Source organism: Desulfotomaculum sp., from assembly GCF_982386235.1.
On record NZ_CEVWQM010000013.1, the window covers coordinates 85112 to 106290 of the forward strand.

General features: G+C 46.5%; 15 protein-coding genes. 13 read left to right on the top strand and 2 right to left on the bottom strand.

Features of this window, described 5'->3' with window-relative positions; genetic code table 11:
* Window positions 1–139: 139 nt before the first annotated feature.
* The 10 genes from pyrR to AC1U9Z_RS09630 all read left to right on the top strand — a co-directional run bounded on the left by pyrR (window position 140) and on the right by AC1U9Z_RS09630 (window position 11716).
* Complete coding sequence (gene pyrR / locus AC1U9Z_RS09585) at window positions 140–697, top strand: bifunctional pyr operon transcriptional regulator/uracil phosphoribosyltransferase PyrR (RefSeq protein WP_333530888.1); 558 nt, start codon at window positions 140–142, stop codon at window positions 695–697.
* A gap of 235 nt (window positions 698–932) precedes the next feature.
* Window positions 933–1871, top strand: coding sequence for an aspartate carbamoyltransferase catalytic subunit (locus AC1U9Z_RS09590; protein ID WP_479957259.1), 939 nt, complete (start codon window positions 933–935; stop codon window positions 1869–1871).
* Complete coding sequence (locus AC1U9Z_RS09595) at window positions 1855–3135, top strand: dihydroorotase (RefSeq protein ID WP_479957260.1); 1281 nt, start codon at window positions 1855–1857, stop codon at window positions 3133–3135. The genes AC1U9Z_RS09590 and AC1U9Z_RS09595 overlap by 17 nt, the downstream gene beginning before the upstream one ends.
* Window positions 3136–3293: 158 nt before the next feature.
* Window positions 3294–6515: a carbamoyl-phosphate synthase large subunit gene (carB, locus tag AC1U9Z_RS09600; RefSeq protein ID WP_479957261.1), complete on the top strand. Its 3222-nt coding sequence runs from the start codon at window positions 3294–3296 to the stop codon at window positions 6513–6515.
* Between the two features lie 147 nt (window positions 6516–6662).
* A complete protein-coding gene (locus AC1U9Z_RS09605) occupies window positions 6663–7451 on the top strand; it encodes a dihydroorotate dehydrogenase electron transfer subunit (protein WP_333530884.1) in 789 nt (262 codons plus the stop codon).
* Complete coding sequence (locus AC1U9Z_RS09610) at window positions 7448–8362, top strand: dihydroorotate dehydrogenase (protein ID WP_479957262.1); 915 nt, start codon at window positions 7448–7450, stop codon at window positions 8360–8362. Before AC1U9Z_RS09605 ends, AC1U9Z_RS09610 begins: the two co-directional genes overlap by 4 nt.
* 22 nt (window positions 8363–8384) lie before the next feature.
* Window positions 8385–9122 (top strand): orotidine-5'-phosphate decarboxylase, encoded by a 738-nt coding sequence (gene pyrF / locus AC1U9Z_RS09615; protein ID WP_333530882.1) that lies wholly within the window; start codon window positions 8385–8387, stop codon window positions 9120–9122.
* Entirely contained in the window at window positions 9123–9572 is a 450-nt protein-coding gene (gene lspA, locus AC1U9Z_RS09620) for a signal peptidase II (protein ID WP_333530881.1), read from the top strand.
* Window positions 9573–9581: 9 nt separating this feature from the next.
* Window positions 9582–10157 carry an orotate phosphoribosyltransferase gene (gene pyrE, locus AC1U9Z_RS09625; protein ID WP_479957263.1) on the top strand — a complete coding sequence of 192 codons (576 nt, stop codon included), beginning with the start codon at window positions 9582–9584 and terminating at the stop codon, window positions 10155–10157.
* Window positions 10158–10246: 89 nt separating this feature from the next.
* The gene (locus tag AC1U9Z_RS09630) at window positions 10247–11716 is read left to right on the top strand and encodes an alkaline phosphatase family protein (RefSeq protein WP_333530879.1); all 1470 of its coding nucleotides are present in this window, start codon (window positions 10247–10249) and stop codon (window positions 11714–11716) included.
* Between the two features lie 36 nt (window positions 11717–11752).
* Here the strand turns inward: AC1U9Z_RS09630 and AC1U9Z_RS09635 are convergent, their stop codons facing one another.
* Window positions 11753–13525: an Rqc2 family fibronectin-binding protein gene (locus AC1U9Z_RS09635; RefSeq protein ID WP_333530878.1), complete on the bottom strand. Its 1773-nt coding sequence runs from the start codon at window positions 13523–13525 to the stop codon at window positions 11753–11755.
* Between the two features lie 161 nt (window positions 13526–13686).
* Here AC1U9Z_RS09635 and AC1U9Z_RS09640 point away from each other — a divergent pair, with 161 nt between their 5' ends.
* A complete protein-coding gene (locus AC1U9Z_RS09640; protein WP_479957264.1) occupies window positions 13687–16437 on the top strand; it encodes a calcium-transporting P-type ATPase, PMR1-type in 2751 nt (916 codons plus the stop codon).
* A 223-nt stretch (window positions 16438–16660) separates the two neighbouring features.
* Here the strand turns inward: AC1U9Z_RS09640 and AC1U9Z_RS09645 are convergent, their stop codons facing one another.
* The gene (locus AC1U9Z_RS09645; protein ID WP_479957265.1) at window positions 16661–18475 is read right to left on the bottom strand and encodes a methyl-accepting chemotaxis protein; all 1815 of its coding nucleotides are present in this window, start codon (window positions 18473–18475) and stop codon (window positions 16661–16663) included.
* Window positions 18476–18858: 383 nt separating this feature from the next.
* On the opposite strand from AC1U9Z_RS09645, the gene AC1U9Z_RS09650 reads away from it, so the two are divergent.
* Together AC1U9Z_RS09650 and AC1U9Z_RS09655 are read left to right on the top strand one after the other, a co-directional pair.
* Window positions 18859–20052, top strand: a complete 1194-nt coding sequence (locus AC1U9Z_RS09650) for a pyridoxal phosphate-dependent aminotransferase (RefSeq protein ID WP_479957266.1) — start codon at window positions 18859–18861, stop codon at window positions 20050–20052.
* Between the two features lie 111 nt (window positions 20053–20163).
* Window positions 20164–20850 carry a TraR/DksA C4-type zinc finger protein gene (locus tag AC1U9Z_RS09655; protein ID WP_479957267.1) on the top strand — a complete coding sequence of 229 codons (687 nt, stop codon included), beginning with the start codon at window positions 20164–20166 and terminating at the stop codon, window positions 20848–20850.
* The last annotated feature ends 329 nt before the right edge of the window (window positions 20851–21179 follow it).

Here is a 21179-nt window from a genome sequence, read left to right on the forward strand (position 1 = left end):
CTATACCTACCGGAAGGTAGGTTTTTTGCATGACTGATAGTATATAACTTTCCGCTGTACATAAACTACTTTATGAATGAATGACTCAAGGGGACGGCTAACGACGAATAGCTAACGACTATTACGGAGGTGTCTAACGATGAATGAACGTGATTTAAAGGAAAAGGCTCAAATACTTGACGATAAAGGTATGAGAAGAGCAATGGTGCGCATTGCCCATGAGGTTATAGAGCGCAATAAAGGGGTCGAAAACCTAGTTTTGATCGGTATTCGACGTCGTGGTGTGCCTTTGGCCCAAAGGTTGGCTAAGTTTATCAATGATATCGAAGGGACCAGTGTGCCAGTGGGTATCCTGGATATCACCCTTTATCGAGACGATTTAACCACTCTGGCTAATCAGCCCCAAGTTCATCAGACAGAAGTAGCTTTTCCCATCACAGGTAAAAAAGTTGTACTGGTGGATGATGTGCTTTATACTGGCCGTACCGTAAGGGCAGCCCTTGATGCCATCATGGACTTGGGCAGACCAGAGGTGGTACAATTGGCTGTCCTAATTGACCGGGGACACAAAGAGATTCCCATTCGGGCTGACTATGTCGGCAAGAATGTTCCCACATCCCGCAAAGAAGTCATATCCGTCCGTTTAGCGGAAATTGATCAAGAAGAAAGAGTCGTCATTCTCGCAGGAATTGAATAAAGTCAACCTGATAGAACCTTTAAATTTGGTCCAGAGAGGCCGGCAAGGTAAATCCTCCAGGGTGAGGAATCAGGCTTAAATTTCCATCGGGAATGAGCCACTTTTCGAATGCCGGCCTCAACCAGATTTGTCTGGTTGGGGCTTTTTTTCTGGCCTTTTATAGGCTGATGGCTAACGTGTTAACCGGGAAAGCTAAGAGTTGTGAAAAGGGTATTGAAATGAGGAGGGTTGATACATGTTTTGGCAGAGAAAGGATTTGTTAGGCTTAAGATATCTGACCCCGGAAGAAATTAATTTAATATTAGACACAGCGGGACCGATGAAGGAAATAATTGGTCGTAAAATTAAAAAGACCCCAACCTTGCGGGGTCGTAGTATGGTAACCCTATTCTATGAGAATAGCACAAGGACCAGATCCTCCTTTGATTTAGCTGGCAAGTTTTTGAGTGCGGATACGGTGGGACTTTCCTCTTCCAGCAGTTCAGTTGCCAAGGGGGAAAGCCTAAGAGATACGGGCTTGACCCTAACTGCCATGGGTGTTGATGTGGTGGTTATTCGTCACCCGGCCAGTGGTGCGGCGGAATATTTAGCCAAGTGTATTCCTGCAGCGGTAATCAATGCCGGTGATGGAACCCATGAGCATCCTACCCAGGCCCTGTTGGACATGTATACCATCAGGGAGAAGAAAGGGAGTTTAACCGGACTAAAGGTAGCGATTATCGGAGATCTATTGCACAGTCGTGTGGCCCGATCGAATATCTGGGGTTTAACAAAAATGGGGGCAGAGGTAAGGGTGGCCGGACCCATGACCCTAATCCCACAGGATATAAAGGCGATGGGAGTCAAGGTTTATACCAAAGTGGAAGAGGCCTTGGCAGGGGCTGATGTAGTCAATGTCCTGCGTATACAGATGGAAAGACAGCAGCAGGGACTCTTCCCTTCAATTAGGGAATATAGCCGATTGTATGGCATCAATCAAAGCAGGTTAGAATTAACGGCTGCGGATGCGATTGTGTTACACCCGGGACCCATGAACAGGGGCGTCGAAATTGACCCACAAATCGCCTATGGCAACCGTTCTGTAATAACCGAGCAGGTAACCAATGGAGTGGCAGTGCGAATGGCTCTCCTCTATTTATTAACTGGGGGTGAATATCATGCGATATCTAATTAAGGGTGGTATTGTGGTAGATCCTGTGTCAGAGACGTTAACTCCCTTGGATATTTTAGTGGAAAATGGTTTGATCAAGGAAGTTGGCGACCTAAATGATCCTGAAGCACAAATCATAGCTGCGGAAGGGAAACTTGTTTGTCCTGGTTTTATTGATATCCATGTTCACCTGCGGGAACCAGGTTATGAGTATAAGGAGGACATCGCCAGCGGCACGAAAGCTGCGGCAATGGGGGGTTTTACAGCCGTGGCCTGTATGCCCAACACCGAGCCGGTGGCAGATAATGCCGCGGTGATCGGCCATATTCTGGCCAAGGCAGCGCAGGCCTCCTGCAAGGTATATCCAATTGGTGCCCTAACCAAGGGCTCCCAGGGCAAGGAATTAACAGAGATGGCAGATTTAAAGGATGCAGGTGTAGTTGCCCTGTCCGATGACGGTATGCCTGTGATGAATGCGGAGGTCATGCGCAGGGTCATGCAGTATGCGTCAATGCTGGATTTAACTGTGATTTCACATTGCGAAGACAGCAATCTTTCTGTCCAGGGTCAAATGCATGAGGGAGCCGTTGCCACCATGCTGGGTCTCAAGGGTATCCCCTCGGCTGCAGAGGAGGTTATGGTGGCCAGAGATATTTTACTGGCAGAATATACTGGCTGCAGGCTTCATTTAGCCCACATTAGTACCGAGGGCAGTGTTCGCCTGGTAAGACAGGCTAAAGCCAGGGGAGTGGCAGTAACGGCCGAAGCAGCGCCACATCATTTTACCTTAACCGAGGAAGCTGTTCAGGGCTTTAATACCAATGCCAAAGTAAATCCCCCCCTACGCTCCCAGGCAGACGTTGCAGCAGTAATAGAGGGGCTGAGGGACGGCACCATTGATGTTATCGCCACGGATCATGCACCCCATGCTTATCACGAAAAGGATGTTGAATTTCAATATGCTCCAAATGGTCTGATCGGCCTAGAAACAGCAGTGGGTCTTACCTTTACAAAATTAATTAAGACCGGTATTCTCACCATACCCCAGGCTGTGGCTAAACTTACCTGTAATCCCTATAAGGTGATTGGTCTGGCGGGGGGCCGCCTAGTGCCCGGCACGGCAGCAGATATTACCATCATCGACCCGGACCTTTGTGAAGTGGTTGACCCAGCAAAGTTAGTCAGTAAAAGCAAAAATACACCCTTTAGTCGCTGGAAGCTCACGGGTATGCCTATATTGACCATGGTGCAAGGCCGGATAATGATGCAGGATCGCAAACTACTGTAGCTATTAGCTGTGAGCGAAATGATAACGATAGCACCTGTTAGTTTGATGGATTTTATTTCCCGGAGGGGCCATGGCCTAGGTTTATTGCCAATAGAAAACTCTAGCCTATAAAAGCAAAGGCTAAGAATACAAACTTTACCCTAAGGAGGAGTTAACCCATGCCAAAAAAGCAGGGTATTAAGAAAGTACTTGTGATAGGTTCTGGCCCCATCGTCATTGGTCAGGCAGCGGAATTTGATTATGCAGGAACCCAGGCCTGCCGTTCCCTAAAGGAAGAAGGGCTGGAAGTGGTATTGGTTAACTCTAATCCAGCCACCATTATGACGGATGCCAACATGGCAGATAAAATATATATCGAGCCCCTCACACCGGAATTTGTCACCCGAATCATTCGTCAGGAGAAACCAGATGGTTTGTTGCCTACGCTGGGTGGACAGGTTGGGCTGAATATCGCCCTGCAGCTTGCGGAGCGGGGTGTTTTAGACCAAGAGGGAGTGGTTCTCTTGGGTACTCCCCTGGACTCTATCCGTAAGGCGGAAGATCGTGAAATGTTTAAATTGATGATGGAACAAATTGGCGAACCAGTACCGGAAAGCACCATCGTCTGCTCCCTGCGTGAAGCCTTAGAATTTGCCGATACCATTGGCTACCCGGTAATCGTACGGCCAGCCTATACCTTGGGAGGCACCGGAGGGGGTATTGCCCAAAATAGGGAAGAACTCAGGGCAGTGGCCATTCGGGGCTTAAAACACAGTTTGATTGGACAAATTCTGGTGGAACGCAGCGTTGCCGGTTGGAAGGAAATTGAGTATGAAGTAATCAGAGATCGTGCGGATAATTGTATCGTAGTATGTAATATGGAAAACTTTGATCCGGTTGGGGTGCACACCGGTGACAGCATCGTGGTAGCACCGGCCCAGACCCTCAGCGAAGAACAGTGTCAAATGTTCCGGGACGCTTCCTTTAATATGATCCGTGCCCTGGGGATTGAGGGTGGCTGTAACGTGCAATTTGCTTTGCATCCCCAAAGCTCTCAATATTATGTCATTGAGGTAAACCCGCGGGTTTCTCGTTCCTCTGCCTTGGCCTCCAAGGCAACCAGCTACCCCATTGCTAAGATTGCCAGCAAAATAGCCATCGGCTTAACCCTGGATGAGATTCGCAACTCAGTGACAGGCGGCACCTATGCTAACTTTGAACCTGTCCTTGATTACCTGGTGCTCAAATTTCCCCGCTGGCCCTTTGATAAGTTCAGCGAAGCCGACCGTACCCTGGGAACCCAGATGAAGGCAACCGGTGAAGTTATGTCCATCGACAGAACCTTTGAATCGGCCCTCTTAAAAGCCATTCGATCCTTGGAAATAGGTGTTTATGGACCAAGGTTGGCAGAAATGACAGATCTATCAGAGGCAGAATTGCTGGATAAATTGGCAAAGGCCGAGGACCAGAGGATTTTTGCCATAACGGAGTACTTCCGGCGTGGTGGTGACGTAAATAAGGCGGCAGAGGTAAGTGGTATCAATGTTTTCTTTTTAGAAAAAATTCATCGGGTAGTAGACTTCGAACAGCAGCTATGCCAGTCAGCCAAGACAAACCTAAGCAAAGAAATCCTGCTAAGGGCTAAGAAATATGGCATGGCGGATCAATACATTAGCTCACTTACGGATATACCTGAAGCAAAGCTAAGGGAATTAAGGAAGACTTATCATATTGAGCCTGTCTATCGGATGATCGATAGCATTGGGACTGAGTCGGAAGCGATTACGCCTTCCTATTACTCCAGTTATGAAGCAGAAAATGAGGCAATTCCCAACCAGTGTGCTAAGATTGTCGTATTAGGCTCAGGTCCTATTCGCATCGGCCAAGGAATTGAATTTGACTATTGTTCGGTACATTCTGTTTGGGCCCTAAGAGAGGAAAATATTGAGGCCATTATCATTAATAATAATCCTGAAACAGTCAGTACCGATTTTGATACTTCGGATGGACTATATTTTGAACCTCTTATTGCCGAGGATGTGCTGCATATTTTAGAAAGGGAAAAACCCCAGGGGGTTATCGTGCAGTTTGGTGGTCAAACAGCTATCAACTTGGCCAAACCCCTGGAGCAAGCGGGGTATCAGATTATCGGCACTTCCGTTGAAGCCATTGATATTGCCGAGGATCGGGAACGTTTTGACCAGCTGTTAACTGAACTGGGCATTCCCAAGCCACTGGGGCGTACTGCTTATTCCGTGCAGGAAGCAACCGTCATTGCTGAGGAAATTGGCTTTCCTGTGCTGGTGCGTCCTTCCTATGTATTGGGTGGACGGGCCATGGAAATCATCTATTCCCAGGAAGAGCTCTTATCCTACATGGCAAGGGCTGTTAAAGTGACACCGGATCACCCGGTGCTGGTGGATCGCTATATGCTGGGCCGGGAGTTTGAAGTGGATGCCATTTGTGATGGTAAAAGTGTCTTGGTTCCTGGCATTATGGAGCATATTGAAAGAGCCGGCGTACATTCCGGGGACAGTATCTCCGTCTACCCGGCCCAAAGTTTATCTGCCCAGCAGCTTGAGCAAATGGTCAGCTATACCAGAAGTTTGGCTCTGGCCCTAAATGTGAAAGGTTTAGTCAATATTCAGTACGTCCTGCATGAGGAACAGATTTATGTTATTGAGGTAAATCCTCGCTCCAGTCGAACAGTACCCTATATGAGTAAAGTAACCGGTATTCCCATGGTCAATCTGGCTACCAAATGTGCCTTAGGTAAAACCCTGGCAGAAATGGGCTATCAAGATGGACTTGTGCCGGATACCGGACTTGTGGCTGTTAAGGCACCCGTATTCTCCTTTGGTAAACTTTCCAATGTAGATGTTTCCCTGGGACCGGAGATGAAATCAACCGGCGAAGTATTGGGGGTAGACCGCCAATTATCCGTAGCTTTGTATAAAGCCATGCTGGCCGCAGGCACAGAGTTTCCTAAGCAAGGAACGGTTTTGGCTACCATAGCCAATCGAGATAAAGCAGAATCCCTCCCGATCATTCAGGGACTCCAGGAATTGGGTTATCAAATATATGCCACCAGGGGTACAGCAGAATTTCTGAAACAACATGGCATTGAAGTTACCGCTGTAAACAAGGTAGGGGAAGGCGGCGAAACCATTGTAGATCTCATCAAGGCCGGCAGGATTGACCTGGTCATCAATACGATTAGCCGGGGTAAAGAACCACAAAGGGATGGCTTTAAAATACGACGCAATGCCGTAGAACATGGTATCCCCTGCTTAACCTCCATGGATACAGCCTGGGCCGCCTTGGAAGTACTCCACGGCATCCAGGAAGGTGAACTGCCGGATTTAGTTCCCCTCCAGAATTATCTCCCTAAGGCTGAGTAAACCTTGCCAATGTTGGTATAAAGAGGGTAAACTTGAATTAGCCGTCAGCTATCCGCTTTATAAGCTTTGGGGGTATTGGCTAAAAAATCATCCGGCTATGATAAGAAAGAATCATCAGCCCATTAATAATTTTGGGGGTGACAGAAGATGTCCAAAATTACGGATGCCAAGGTCTTGGCAGTTTACAATGTGGCACCAAATACCTATTATATGGAATTAGAAGCCCCGGATATTGCCCGGCTTGCTGTGCCGGGCCAATTTGTGCATGTGAGGTGTAGTGATAGCCTAGACCCGCTGCTGCGCAGACCCATATCCATTCATATGGTCAGTCGGCCTAAGGGTGTCTTGGCCCTGCTTTTTAGAGTGGTGGGAAAAGGGACAGAAATGTTGGCACAATATAAGGCTGGCGACAAGGTTAACATAATGGGACCTCTGGGGCGGGGTTTTACACTGCCGCTGCCTGGTTCAAAGGTTGCCGTGGCCGCTGGTGGCATTGGCGCAGCTCCTCTGGTATTTCTGGTACAGGAATTGGCTAACCTGAAATGTCAAATTACCGTTTATTTAGGTGCCAAGGACAAGAAAAGTGTGCTTTGCGATGGGCAATTTGTGCAAATGGAAGCCGAGGTGGTCATTGCCACCGATGACGGTTCCCTGGGTTTTAAAGGTACCGTGCCAGAACTAATGCAGCGGCATATGGATTGGCGTAAAACTGCCCTGACCTATGTCTGCGGCCCTGGTCCAATGATGAAGGAAATATCCTCCATGCTGGCAGAAGCAGATGTGCCAGGTGAAGTGTCCCTGGAAGAGAAAATGGGTTGTGGTGTAGGAGCCTGCCTTTCCTGTGCAGTAAAAATTTCTCATCACGGGCAAATTAATACGAAACGGGCCTGCGCTGACGGGCCGGTATTTCCATCCTGGCAGGTGATCTGGGAGTGAAACCAAATCTAGCGGTAAAAATTGGCCAACTTAAAATGCTTAATCCAGTTACCACTGCCTCTGGAACCTTTGGCTATGGACAAGAATATTCTCCCTATGTCGATATAGATCGTCTGGGTGCCATCGTGGTTAAGGGAACGACCCTGGAACCAAGGGAAGGCAATCCCACACCCAGATTAGTAGAAACCCCAGCCGGTATTTTAAATTCCATCGGCTTGCAAAATGTCGGGGTTGATCATTTAATCCAAGCGTACTTACCCTACTTTGCAAAATTAACAACTCCGGTCATTGTCAATATTTCTGGCAACACCATTGAAGATTATGCTGATTTGGCAGCCAGACTGGATGGTCTTGGGGGCATTGCCGCTCTGGAGGTCAATATATCCTGCCCCAATGTTAAGAAGGGAGGGATGGCCTTTGGCAGTGATGCCAAGACTGCCGCAGAAGTAACGAAAGCAGTTCGCCAAGCCACAACCCTGCCTGTGATTGTCAAACTGTCCCCCAATGTAACGGATATTACAGAAATTGCCAAATCAGTGGAAGCGGTTGGTGCAGATGGACTATCTGCCATCAATACTTTACTTGGTATGGCCATCGATGTCCAAAGGAGAAAGCCAGTCTTAGGCAACATTCTGGGTGGATTATCCGGCCCCGCTGTAAAACCCGTGGCGGTACGGGCAGTGTGGCAGGTGTATAAGGCTGTTACTATTCCCATTATTGGCATGGGTGGCATTATGAATGCTGCGGATGCACTGGAATTTATTCTTGCCGGTGCCACAGCGGTGGCAGTGGGAACGGCCAACTTTGTCAACCCCCGGGCTACCCTTGAGGTACTTGAAGGAATTGAAAACTATTTAATGGAGCATGGTATGAACGACATTAATCAACTGATCGGGGCTGCCCATCGCTAGGGAACAGACCAGAGGAGGCTTTATGATCGATAAAGAACAGAGGGCGAAGGAAAGTTTAATCGTGGCCTTGGATGTTGATACCAGGGAAGAAGCACTTAAGTTGACCCAAGATCTTTCACCCTATGCCGGCTGCTTTAAAGTAGGTATGCAGTTGTTTTACAGCCATGGCCCTGAGATTATTAGACTGATCAAGGATCAAGGGGTTAAGGTCTTTTTAGATTTAAAGCTGCATGATATACCTAATACTGTTGGACAAGCAGCCAGGGTTTTGGCGGGATTAGGGGCCGACATTATCAATGTCCATGCCAGCGGTGGTGTGGCCATGATGCGGCAGGCGGCTGAGGCAGTAAGAGAGAGGGCCTATGCCCTGGCCCAACCAACTCCTTTGGTTATTTCGGTAACCGTATTAACCAGTATGGATCTTCGGGTTTTTAATCATGAAATTGGCATACCTGGGACAATTCAAGATAAGGTCAGGGAATGGGCACACATGACCCAGGAAGCTGGCCTGGATGGTGTGGTAGCATCACCCCGTGAAATTGAAACCATTCGGCAGACCTGTGGCCCAGAGTTTAAGATTATCACCCCCGGTATTCGCCCGGCATGGTCTGCGGCTGGTGACCAAAAAAGAATTATGACACCGGGGGAGGCTATCAAACAGGGGGCATCTTACATCGTAGTGGGACGTCCCATTACCAGTAATGTAGAACCCATTGCAGCAGCTCAGAAAATACGCTCAGAAATAATCGAGGTACTTTAAATGATACGTTTTTTCCTGGTACTGCTTGTAACCCTGGTAATTGATCAACTTAGCAAGTATATTGTGATAAAAAACATGTTGCTGGGGGAATCAATTCCCCTGGTAACTGGAATTTTTCATCTAACCTATATTCAAAATCCTGGTGCTGCCTTTGGTATGTTGGCCGGCAAAACCTGGTTTTTTGTCGTCGTAACCCTATTGGTTTTAGGTGCCATGGCCTTTGGCTATCGCTGGATCCAACAATCCGGGGCTTTATATCAATGGGCCCTGGGCCTGGTAGCGGGCGGAGCCATCGGAAATCTGATTGACCGGATTCGTTTTGCCAAGGTCATTGATTTTCTTGATTTTAGAATTTGGCCTGTTTTTAACCTGGCAGATACAGCCATCTGCATTGGTGTGGGCTTAATCCTGCTGGATACCCTGCGTGAATTTAAAAAAGAAAGGAACTGAGGTTACTGCATGGAAAGAGAAGAAATCATTGAGATATTTACAAAAACGGGTGCGATGCTGACCGGGCACTTCCTGTTGACCTCGGGTAAACATAGCAACCGCTATTTCCAGTGTGCCCAAGTGTTGCAGCACCCCCAATATACCCAGGTACTGTGCCAGGCATTGGCGGAGAGCTTTAAGAATCAGGCTGTTCAGACGGTAATTGGTCCTGCCATGGGGGGGATTTTGGTATCCTACGAGGTGGCCAGGGCACTGGGTGTACGTAGCTTATTTACTGAAAGAGTAAATGGCAAGATGTCCCTGCGAAGAAATTTTTCCATCCAACCGGGTGAAAGGGTACTGGTGGTGGAGGATGTGATAACCACCGGCGGTTCCGTGGCCGAGGTAATTGATGTGGTCAAGGGCATGGGCGGCGAAGTTGTGGGAGTAGGTGTCCTGGTGGACCGCAGCAACGGCCGGGCCAATCTCGGTGTAAGAACCGAGGCCTTATTAACGGTTGCAGTAGAAACCTACGAGCCTGAAAGCTGCCCTCTTTGTGCTGCTGGTACACCCGCTGTCAAACCAGGCAGCCGTCAAATAACCTAAAAATATGCCAATAAAACTCCTCTAGCTGGAAAACCTATAGAGGAGTTTTTTCTTTTCAATGGCTCAAGTGAACAGGCGGGGGTGTTGTAATGCCGCAGTATAAAAGGGTTATTTACATTATCATTGATTCATTTCATCCCAGGGCACTGGAACATTGTATGGCCCGGGGTGAATTGTCGGCCTTTTCTTTTTTAATCCAGAAGGGCAGCCTAGATCCAGACTGTGTATCAATATTTCCCACCATGACCCCAACCTGTACCAGTACATTGGCCACTGGCGCACCACCATCCACCCATGGAATTCCTGGCATGGTTTGGTATCACAGGGGAGAGCGGAGGTTTGTCGATTATGGATCTTCGTGGCTTTCTTTTATTAAAAATGGTTTCATTCAAACGGCCCAGGATTTCTTGTATAATCTAAATCATCGGCAATTGGGCTGGCAGGTACAGACCATTTATGAAAGTTTAGAGCCCAGGGGCTATTATACCGCTGCGGTAAACCCTCTCATATATAGGGGAAATACCGAATATATAGCCCATATTCCCTTCATTTTTAAATTGCTTACCTTGTTTCAACTGGAAGATACGAAAGTATATGGTCCCAAGGGTTTTTGTTTAGGCAGGGCCTATCAACCACCAGGGGATTTGAGGCAGCGTGTTGAGGAAGTGCGTTACTGGGGAAAATTGGGTATTAATGATAAATTTGCGGTTAGGGCGGCCAAATGGTTTTTACAACAGGAAAAGAAACCGGATTTATTAAGTATCTATCTGCCGGATACCGACAGCAAAGCCCATGCGGATAATCCTGATTGCTGTCAACCCTGTTTAACCAGGTTGGATAAAGAGCTTGCCAGTATCTTGGATTGTTTTCCCAGCTGGGACGAAGCCTTGGCGGAAAATATATTTATTGTTGTGGGGGATCACGCCCAGTCTGCCTTAATGCCGGGCAAGCAGTCCTTGGTAAATGTACCAGCTCTTTTGAGGGCATATTCCCAAGCCAGGGCTGGAGAGGATTTTGTGCTGGACAGGGATATTGCTATTTGTTCCAATGAACGGATGGCCTATATTTATATTCTAACATCTAGCCCAGGTATCAAAAAAGATCTCGTTAAGTGCCTAGCGGAGGAACCTAAGATCGATCAGGTCATCCATAAAGAAAATTCCCGCCACCATGTGGTAACGGATCGGGGAGAATTAAGCTTTTGCCAGGGAACCAGTTATTTCGATTGCTATGGCAACGGCTGGGAGGTGACAGGTGCCTGGGAAGCTCTGGATCTAAAAATAAAGGATGGTCAAATCCAATACGGTGATTACCCCAATGCCTTGGAGCGAATCGCCCAATGTTTCGAAAACCCCCACGGCGGCGATCTTGTTATCACAGCCAAACCAGGTTATTTGCTGCTTGGGGAAGGGGTGCCCAAATGGTATGGCAGGGGAAGTCATGGTTCCCTACACAAGGAGGACTCATTGGTCCCCTTAATTATCAGCGGGGCTTCCCAAAAAATCGAGAAGCCCCGGCTGGTTGATATTGTTCCTTTTATAAAGACACTACTGCCTTGAATTAGCGAATAGCCATTAGTGTCAGCAAACTTAAAGCTAATCGGCGGATAACTTTTCCACCAATTCCTCACTGGGGGAAACATATAGGGTTTGTTGATGGTCGTAGATAACCATGCCTGGCTTAGCACCATTGGGTTTGCGCACATGGCGGCGCAAGGTAAAATCAACCGGTACTTTACCTGCTTGCCTGGATTTACTAAACCAGGCTGCCAAAGTGGCTGCTTCCAGGAGGGTTTGTTCAGGCACCTCCCCGGCAATATTACGGATGATTACATGGGACCCAGGAATGTCTTTGGTATGCAGCCAAATATCATCATCTCCTGCTAAACGTAAGGTTAAATAATCGTTTTGTTTATTATTTTTACCTACTAGAATGGTGATCCCTTCTGAAGAGAGGAAGGACATCGGTTCTGGTCTGGTTTTTTCCTTCTTGGCCCGGGATCGAGGGTTTTGCCCCCGGGGTTTAAGATAGCCTTGCTCCTCTAATTCACTTTGTATTTCTTTTAAATCCTCCAGGTGCATGGCTTGGGTAATGGCTGTTTCCACTGCTTCCAGATAGTTAAGCTCGGTTTCGGCCTGATCTAAATGCACCAAGACAGCTTCCCTTGTGTTTTTTGCCTTTAGGTATTTTTTAAAAAATTCCTGGGCGTTTTGTGATGGCGTGAGGGATTGATCCATTGAAATAATCATTTCTTTTCCCTCAGGGTCATAAAAGTTTTGTACCCTGGCCTCCGTGCCTTGGTCAATTTGGTATAGGTTAGCGGTTAATAATTCTCCTTGAATACGATATTCATTTGCCCTTTCAGCAGAATCCAGGGATTTTTGATAAAGGGTAATTTTCTTTTTTAAGCGCCCGATTTCCTTGCGCAGGGTCTGTAAAAGAGAATGACGGAAGGAATCCAGCTGTCGCAGTCCGGTGATCTTTGTATAGTACTGATCTAAAATAACATTCATCTTGTTTTCTTCTCTTTTGAAAGCTTTCATATGTTGTAAATCGATGGCAGAAAATTCAAGGGGTAAAGCCCGGCGGTCTAAAAGAAGGGTGGGTTGAAAACGGCCTGTCTCCAGTACGCTGCTCAGGTATTGTACTTGCTGCCAAAGCTGATTAAGTTCATAGTCACCACAATGCTCCAGCCGGTAGTCCACCGACAAACCAGCCCGGCATACCAACTCACGACAGGTCAGAGGACCCACACCGGCAAACCTTCTGAGAAAGATATCCGCCACCGTTAAATTGATATCTTCGTTCATCATGATTTCCCGAAACAAATCTTCGTTTAATTGGCGCACATCTAATTTATTTTGTGCCGGCGGCGGTAAATAGGGGCGATTCGGCAAAACCTCCCGGTAACGGGAAACTGCATGGGAATAACGATGAATACCATCCACCACGATATTATTGTCGGGATCGACCAGTAGAATATTACTGTGCTTCCCCATAACCTCGCAAAACAGGTATTTTTCCCCGGGACGACCCAATTCATCTCGGGAATCTATGGTAAATTGCAAAATGCGCTCTAAACCAACCTGGGACACGGAACGAATACGGCCACCCTCCAGGTGTTTGCGTAAAACCATGCAAAAAATGGGTGGTGTTAAGGGATTTATATAGGATGCTGTGGTGCAATGAATACGGGCATCTTTGGCATTTGCAGAGATAAGAAGTTTTTGTTTACCTTTCTCCCTTGTATGAATAACCAAGATCAATTCATTGGCATTGGGTTGCTGAATTTTCTCCAACCTACCTCCAACCAATCCATCCGAAAGCTCCTTAGCCACTGCTGCCATAACTAAACCATCAAAGGCCATTTGAATCTTCTCCTTCCACTCCTCTTATTTTAACGGAGCCAACAACCGATGTCATCCTAATTTCTCTCCTGCTACAACCAAATTATGGGTCTTTTTTCAGGACAGGCTGAATAAGCTTGAACTAAATATAAGGACAAACCTGTTTTTGGAGGGATGGCAGCATGACCACTAGTTGGTTTGAATTGAAAAGGCAAGAGGTTATTGACAGACTAAGAACCTGTCCAGAAAAGGGCTTGACAGAACAACAGGCCAAAGAAAGGCTGGAGCAAATAGGACCCAACAAACTTTTGAGCTCAGAAAAAAAACCACCCTGGAAGATGTTTTTGGATCAATTCAAAGATTTTATGGTTTTAGTCCTCATTGCCGCGACCTTTGTCTCTGGTCTGCTGGGGGAATGGGCAGATGCAGTGACCATTATGATTATTGTTGTCATAAATGCGATACTAGGCTTTGTCCAGGAATTTAGGGCAGAAAAATCAATGGAAGCACTAAAGGCCATGACTGCACCGGAGGCCCTGGTAATTCGTGATGGGATCGAAAGGAAGGTTCCCGCAGCAGACCTAATACCTGGTGATATTGTTTTGCTTGATACAGGGGATAAAGTTCCTGCGGATTTAAGATTACTGTCACTGGCCAACTTAGAGATTGAAGAGTCTGCCCTAACCGGCGAATCCTTTCCTGTAAAAAAACGTGTGGAAAATATGGCTGGGGAAACGGAAATCAGCTTGGGAGATACCAGAAACATGGCCTATATGGGAACGGTGATTGTGCGAGGCAGAGGCAAAGGGGTAGTGGTATCCACTGGTATGCACACCGAAATGGGACATATCACCAGGATGATTCAAGAAGCTGAAGAGGATCAAACTCCTTTACAAAGAAGGCTGGAGCAGCTGGGCCGGTATTTGGTAGCCTTTTGCCTGCTGGTTTGTGCCTTAGTTGTGGTACTCGGAATTTTGCGTGGGGAACCAATGTATAATATGTTCCTAGCCGGTGTCAGTTTGGCTGTGGCTGCTATTCCCGAGGGCTTACCAGCTATTGTAACCATTGCACTGGCCATTGGCGTGCAAAGAATGATTAAGAGAAATGCGATTATACGCCGCTTACCGGCGGTAGAAACCTTAGGTTGTGCTACGGTAATCTGCAGTGATAAAACAGGCACCTTAACAGAGAATCAAATGACGGTTCGTGAGATTCTGGTTGGTAATACCCGGGTTAGTGTTACCGGGGAAGGGTACGATCCCAAGGGGGAATTTCGCTTTGATGGCACGAAAGGGCCGGAATTTGCTAAACTTTTAAAATGTGCTGCCCTATGCAACAATGCCAAACTTACCAAGGGTGAAATCTCCATCGGAGGTGTTTTTAGAAACATAGGCAAAGGAAATATGTCCAGTGTGTGGGGCGTAGCCGGCGATCCCACCGAAGGGGCCCTAATGGTCATGGCCGCTAAGGGGAAGGTCTGGCGCAAGGATATGGAAAATGAAGAGAAACGACTGCTAGAACTCCCCTTTGATAGTATTCGTAAGCGTATGTCCGTTATTTATCAAGATGCCAAGGGCCAGTTAACAGCCTATGTTAAGGGTGCTCCGGATGTGATGTTGGATTTATGCACACATAGTTATAAGGATGGTCGGGTTATCCCCCTTAGTGACCAATCTAGAAAAGAAATTCTGAAAAGAAATTCTGAAATGGCTCAAGGTGCCCTGCGGGTGCTGGCCTTAGCCTATCGAGACATGCATGGTGTTAAAAGCGAGGAAGATTTAACCGAAGAAAATGTTGAGCAGCAGCTTATCTTTTTAGGACTTGCCGGCATGATTGATCCGCCCAGACCCTCTGCCGTTCATTCGATTCAGGTCTGTCGTCGGGCAGGTATTCGCACGGTTATGATTACTGGCGATCACCAACTGACAGCCCAGGCAGTGGGCAAGGAATTGGGTCTGTTGACCCGGGGAGCCCAGGTGTTAACGGGGGTTCAATTGGATCAGTTAAGTGACAGTGAACTCCAGCAAGAGGCGGAACATATTACAGTTTACGCCAGGGTAACGCCAAAGCATAAGTTACGGATTGTCCGGGCCCTAAAACGAAGTGGTCACATTGTGGCGATGACCGGTGACGGAGTCAATGATGCTCCGGCAGTGAAAGAAGCGGATATTGGTATTGCCATGGGGAAAGCTGGCACCGATGTAACAAAAGAGGCCTCGTCAATGGTATTGGCCGATGATAACTTCAGCACCATCGCTGCGGCCATCGAAGAGGGTAGGGGTATTTATGATAACATTCGTAAGTTTATCCGTTACCTGCTATCCTGTAATGTGGGAGAAGTGTTAACCATGTTTTTGGCAGTGTTAATGGGTATGCCCTTACCACTGGTACCCATTCAAATCCTTTGGATGAACCTGGTTACGGACGGACTTCCTGCCATGGCCCTGGGTGTAGATCCCGTGGAAAAGGATATTATGTACCGCAGGCCTAGAAATCCTCAAGAAAGTGTATTTTCCCAAGGCTTGGGCTGGAAGATCATGGGCAGCGGCACCGTTTTTGCTCTGGGAACGCTTGTAGCCTTTGCCATCGGTTTGATGATGGGACAAGTGGATTTAGCTAGAACCATGGCCTTTAATACACTGGTATTTTTCCAACTGTTTTTCGTTTTTTCTTGCCGTTCAGAGCATCACTCCATTGTTGAAGTTGGCTTATTTGGCAACCCGCACTTGGTAGTAGCCGTTTTAATATCCGCTTCACTTCAACTGGCTGTAAACTATATCAGTTTCCTGCAGCCGATCTTTCACACCGTTCCGTTGGAACTGAAACATTGGCTGATTGTTCTAAGCATCGCGATCCTGCCTCAATTCCTGGGCACCATCGGCAAGGCCATAAAAGATCGGGCCAAGGAGAGAATTATGTATATTAAGGCGTAATTTAAGAAGCTTCCACTGCCTGAAAAGGTAAGTGGAAGCACAAGGGGACGGTTCTTTTGTGTTGTTCTATAGAACAACACAAAAGAACCGTCCCCTTGTGCTCTGCTGAACTGTCGCTCAGATGACAAAAATTTTTCATTCTCTGCTGGTGCCGCGGGCGGCATGTTGAACTATCCTAAACTATCCTAAAAATGGCCCAAGGCGCATGGCCCACGGCCAACCGCTATATCCTAAACCGCCCGGCAGTATCCTTTAATTCCTCCGCCATATTGGCCAGTGTCTCGCTGGAAGCGGTCAGTTCTTCCATGATGGCAGATTGTTCTTGGGCTGTTCCGGCAATGTTTTGTACGCCTGAGGAAATTTGTTGGGTAGAAATTGCAACATCTTGTATTTGTGTATTTAGTTCTTGGATAGATAGCAATATCTTCTGGAAGGAATTGGCCACCTGATGGACGATGACACTGCCCTTAGCAACCTCTTCCTGTTCAAAGGCCATGGTTTTGACGGCATTTTTGGATTCAGACTGCATAGTGGAAATTAATGACTTAATCTCCTTTGCGGCAGTGGCACTTTTTTCTGCTAGTTTTCTTACTTCTTCAGCCACCACGGCAAAGCCTCGTCCTTGGTCACCGGCTCTGGCTGCTTCAATGGCAGCATTTAAGGCTAATAGGTTGGTTTGATCGGCTATTTGTGTAATGATTTCTACTATTTGTGTAATACGGCCAGAGGTGTTATCCAGCTCTTGAATAACTCCTGCAACATTTTCTGTGGAACCTTTGATGGATTCCATCTGCAACTCAATTTGCTTTAGCTCTTGTCGGCCATTTGCTGCGGATTGGCTTGCTGTTTCGGAGGCTGCTTGCACCCGGACCGTGTTTTCGTTTACTTTTTCTACAGTGGCTGCCAGCTCAGTCAAGGTAGAAGATTCTTCGTAGGCTGATACAGAAGATTGCTGGGTACTGGAAGTTAGTTCTTGGCTGGCTGCCGATATGGTTATTGCTTTGTCGCTAATATGATGTACCAGATCCTTCAAGGATATGGACATTTGATTAAAGGCAAGGGCCAGGGTACCTATTTCGTCGCGATTACTTATTTTAATTTCATCACCTGTTAAATCCCCTTCGGCAATTTTGGCCACACTTTGTTCCAAAAGAATAAGGGGTTTAGCAATGATATTTGAGACATAGAAAGCAATAGCAAGTCCCATTAGCAGGGCAAAGGCGATAATGATGCTGATCGTCTTAATTACGTCATCAACGGCGTGGTTAACGCTGGCATGTTCTGTTTGTACTAACTCATTGACGTAGGCAATTAAATTTTGTCCGGCTTTTACCGTGTTACCCACTGTACCTTTATCCTTTAAGGTTTGCTCCTGAAGAGCTTGTAGAATAGTGAATTCCACTGGGATGTTGTCTTTATCCATTCGTTCTTCCGACGCTTCTTTGCTGGGGGGAGTTTGTCTAAGATTAATTAAATTACCTGCGTAGGCTTTATAAATTGAAACATGGCGATCATATTCGTTATATAGTTCTTTACCCTTCTCGGTCTGTAATTTAGATCGGAGTTGTGTCAGGGAGGCGTTCATTTCGGAAATTTTCTCAGTATGTTGACTCAGGTAATCCGTATCACCCGTTAAGAGATAGTTTCTTAAATCCAGACCGGATTTTTGTAAGAGAATAAGGGATTCATTGGTTTCGTTAATGACCAGAACCCGTTGCTCAATTAGTTGATCATAATTGGCCTTAATTGTTTGCATATTTCGGTAGGATAAGCTGCCCACGAGGATAAGTAATATAAGGACTAAACCAAAACCAATAAAAAGTTTCCTTTTGATCGGATATCGATTGTTGATCGTATTATGATTAAAAAAATTGCATTCCCTGCAAAAGGGAATTTTTTGGGCCACCGTTCCTTGAACCTCACCCCTACAAAGGGTACTTGCGACTTTCCAACAGTCATTACCTAGTCCCTTAGTAAAAGCGGGGCATGCCGCCTTCCTTTCTTCAGGGCATTTCAAATAATCCCAACAATTGGCCACGCTATTGCCTCCTTAAGTAAACATTACCAAAATTTTCACATTTACTAGATTCTATCAGTTTACTGTACCATCGTCTATAAAAATGTGACAACTTTAGACGTTGATTGATCTAAAATATTGTAAATGTGGTATGATAGTAGGCGCCAGTCCAAAAATGGCCATGAGTCGTGGTTTTGGTCTTTTTTGAGTGCTGTTTTTGCAAAAATACAATATACAACCCGTTGCGGTGTTGAAATAACCCCTAGTAAATTGTTATACTTTTCACGGCATGAGCTTTAGCTCTTAGCCGTTAGCCTTTGGCTCTTAATCTTTATTTCTCTTACATAAATAATAGCTCAAGGCCCATGGCTCATGGCAAATATATAAACTGGGAGAGAATACTTATGAAATTAGCACAAAGAGCAGTAAATATCAGTCCTTCACCAACCTTTGCCATTGATGGCAAAGCCAAACAAATGAAAGCAGCTGGTATTAAAGTTATCAACTTTGGCGTTGGTGAACCAGATTTTGAAACACCTGAAAATATCAAAGCCGCAGCCATAGAGGCCATTAAGGCTGGGGAAACTCGCTATACCCCTGCGGGAGGCACCCTGAAGTTAAAGCAGGCCATTGTTGATAAGCTTTTTAGAGAAAATGGCTTGGAGTATCAAACAAATCAAATTACCGTTTCCGTAGGTGCTAAACATTCCCTATATAATGCCTTTCAGGTACTGTGTGAGCCAGGTGACGAAGTAATTTTACCTGCCCCTTATTGGGTTAGCTACATTGAACAAATTAAACTTTCTGGTGCCGAGCCTGTAATTTTACCTACCAGACAGGAAAATGAGTTCAAACTAACCCCCAAGGAATTGGAGCAAGCGGTTACCCCTAAAACAAAGGTATTACTGCTCAACAGCCCCAGTAATCCCACTGGTTCAGTTTATTCTCGCGAAGAACTAGCTGCCCTGGGAGAAGTTTTGACCAAACATAACATTACCATTGTTTCCGATGAAATTTATGAAAAACTGTTATATGATGGCTTAGAACATGTTAGTATCGCTGCCATTAGCCCCGAGCTGAAGGAAAATACCGTCGTCATTAACGGCGTATCGAAGGCCTACGCCATGACTGGTTGGCGGATTGGCTACTGTGCTGCTCCTGCCCCTGTGGCCAAGGCCATCAGCGACTTGCAATCACACTCTACCTCCAACCCGACATCGATCTCCCAAGTGGCCAGTGTCGTGGCACTCAGCGGCCCTCAAGAGACAGTGTCTGAGATGGTGGCAGAATTTGAAAAACGTCGCGACTACATGTTAGAGCGGTTAACCTCAATAGCAGGGGTAACCTGTCCCAAGCCAAATGGTGCTTTCTACCTCTTCCCGGATGTTAGTGCTTATTTTGGCAAAAGCTATCAAGGCAAAGCAATAAATGATGGTGCAGAATTAGCTAACCTTTTACTAGAGATAGCAGAGGTAGCAGTGGTGCCGGGAGTTGCCTTTGGATCGGATGATAATATTCGTTTATCCTATGCCACTTCCATGGAGAATATCAAAGAGGGATTAGACCGGATTGAAAAATTCCTGGCAGAGCTGCAATAATACTCTTTCCCCCAATCAGTGTATTTTAAAAAGGACCTGGGCAAATTAATCTTAAATTTGTCTGGGTTTTTCTTTTTAATTACAAGGTTCTAATGAATTGGGGGTACTAAATTGCTGACACCAGAACAATTGGCTAAATTTAAAAATGAGCTTTTAGCTATGCGGGGAAATATGTTAGAACGGATTGAAGGAATGAATGAAGGTGGCATGGGAGAATCCATGTCCAGCTCCATTAGTGAATTATCCACCTATGACAATCATCCCGGTGATGTTGGAACGGAGATGTTTGAAAGGGGTAAAGACTTTGCTCTGAGGGAAGATGCCATGACCATGGTGGGTGCCATCGATGATGCTTTGGATAAAATGGCAGCAGGAAAGTATGGTCTGTGTGAAGTATGTCACAAGGAGATTTCCCCCGCCAGATTAGCAGCAGTGCCCTATACGACCCAATGTATCGACTGCAAATCCAGGGATGAGCACCTGCCTAAACCCCATGAGAGAACGGCGGAGGAAGATATCCTAGAAGTTCCCTTTGCCCGCACTTGGAAAGATGATGATAATTATAATGGTTTCGATGGCGAAGATGCCTGGGAGAGCGTAGCCATCTGGAACGAACACGCGGAGTGGTCCCAGGCCGGCTCCTACTACGGTGATAAGGAAATGATTGTCGAGGAACACCTGGATACCTTTGAAGATCCTGACCTAGTACCTTATGAAATCGATGAAGAGGGAGTTATTTATGAGTCCTTTAAGGGTGTGGATGATGAAAGTTCACCCTATGAAAGGATTGATTCATAGCCGTCAGCCTTTTTAGGCCATGGGCTTAGGACTCACGGGACGGTTTGTCGGGACTCACGGTGGACTCACGGGGACGGTTCTTTTGTGTCGATTTCATCGACACAAAAGAACCGTCAGACTGTTACAAAACTGCTAATTCATCTCACACATTCATGCAGCGTTGAGGACAGAATGCAAGGATTTTATCAGAAATTTACGCAAGTGGCTCAAAACGCAAAAAACACCTCGTGCAACCGCCTTCAGACTGTCCATGATTCCCTTAAATCCCAATACCTTTACCGCTCTTTTTAGATTGTAGCCTAAAAAGAGCAAAGCAACCTCACTGCGCA

What these genes read in the sequence shown, in the direction of transcription:
- lspA (WP_333530881.1), top strand. Translation starts at nt 9,123, where the DNA reads ATGATACGTTTTTTCCTGGTACTGCTTGTAACCCTGGTAATTGATCAA.
- AC1U9Z_RS09605 (WP_333530884.1), top strand. Translation starts at nt 6,663, where the DNA reads ATGTCCAAAATTACGGATGCCAAGGTCTTGGCAGTTTACAATGTGGCA.
- AC1U9Z_RS09595 (WP_479957260.1), top strand. Translation starts at nt 1,855, where the DNA reads ATGCGATATCTAATTAAGGGTGGTATTGTGGTAGATCCTGTGTCAGAG.
- AC1U9Z_RS09630 (WP_333530879.1), top strand. Translation starts at nt 10,247, where the DNA reads ATGCCGCAGTATAAAAGGGTTATTTACATTATCATTGATTCATTTCAT.
- AC1U9Z_RS09635 (WP_333530878.1), bottom strand. Translation starts at nt 13,525, where the DNA reads ATGGCCTTTGATGGTTTAGTTATGGCAGCAGTGGCTAAGGAGCTTTCG.
- carB (WP_479957261.1), top strand. Translation starts at nt 3,294, where the DNA reads ATGCCAAAAAAGCAGGGTATTAAGAAAGTACTTGTGATAGGTTCTGGC.
- pyrE (WP_479957263.1), top strand. Translation starts at nt 9,582, where the DNA reads ATGGAAAGAGAAGAAATCATTGAGATATTTACAAAAACGGGTGCGATG.
- pyrR (WP_333530888.1), top strand. Translation starts at nt 140, where the DNA reads ATGAATGAACGTGATTTAAAGGAAAAGGCTCAAATACTTGACGATAAA.
- AC1U9Z_RS09640 (WP_479957264.1), top strand. Translation starts at nt 13,687, where the DNA reads ATGACCACTAGTTGGTTTGAATTGAAAAGGCAAGAGGTTATTGACAGA.
- pyrF (WP_333530882.1), top strand. Translation starts at nt 8,385, where the DNA reads ATGATCGATAAAGAACAGAGGGCGAAGGAAAGTTTAATCGTGGCCTTG.
- AC1U9Z_RS09590 (WP_479957259.1), top strand. Translation starts at nt 933, where the DNA reads ATGTTTTGGCAGAGAAAGGATTTGTTAGGCTTAAGATATCTGACCCCG.
- AC1U9Z_RS09650 (WP_479957266.1), top strand. Translation starts at nt 18,859, where the DNA reads ATGAAATTAGCACAAAGAGCAGTAAATATCAGTCCTTCACCAACCTTT.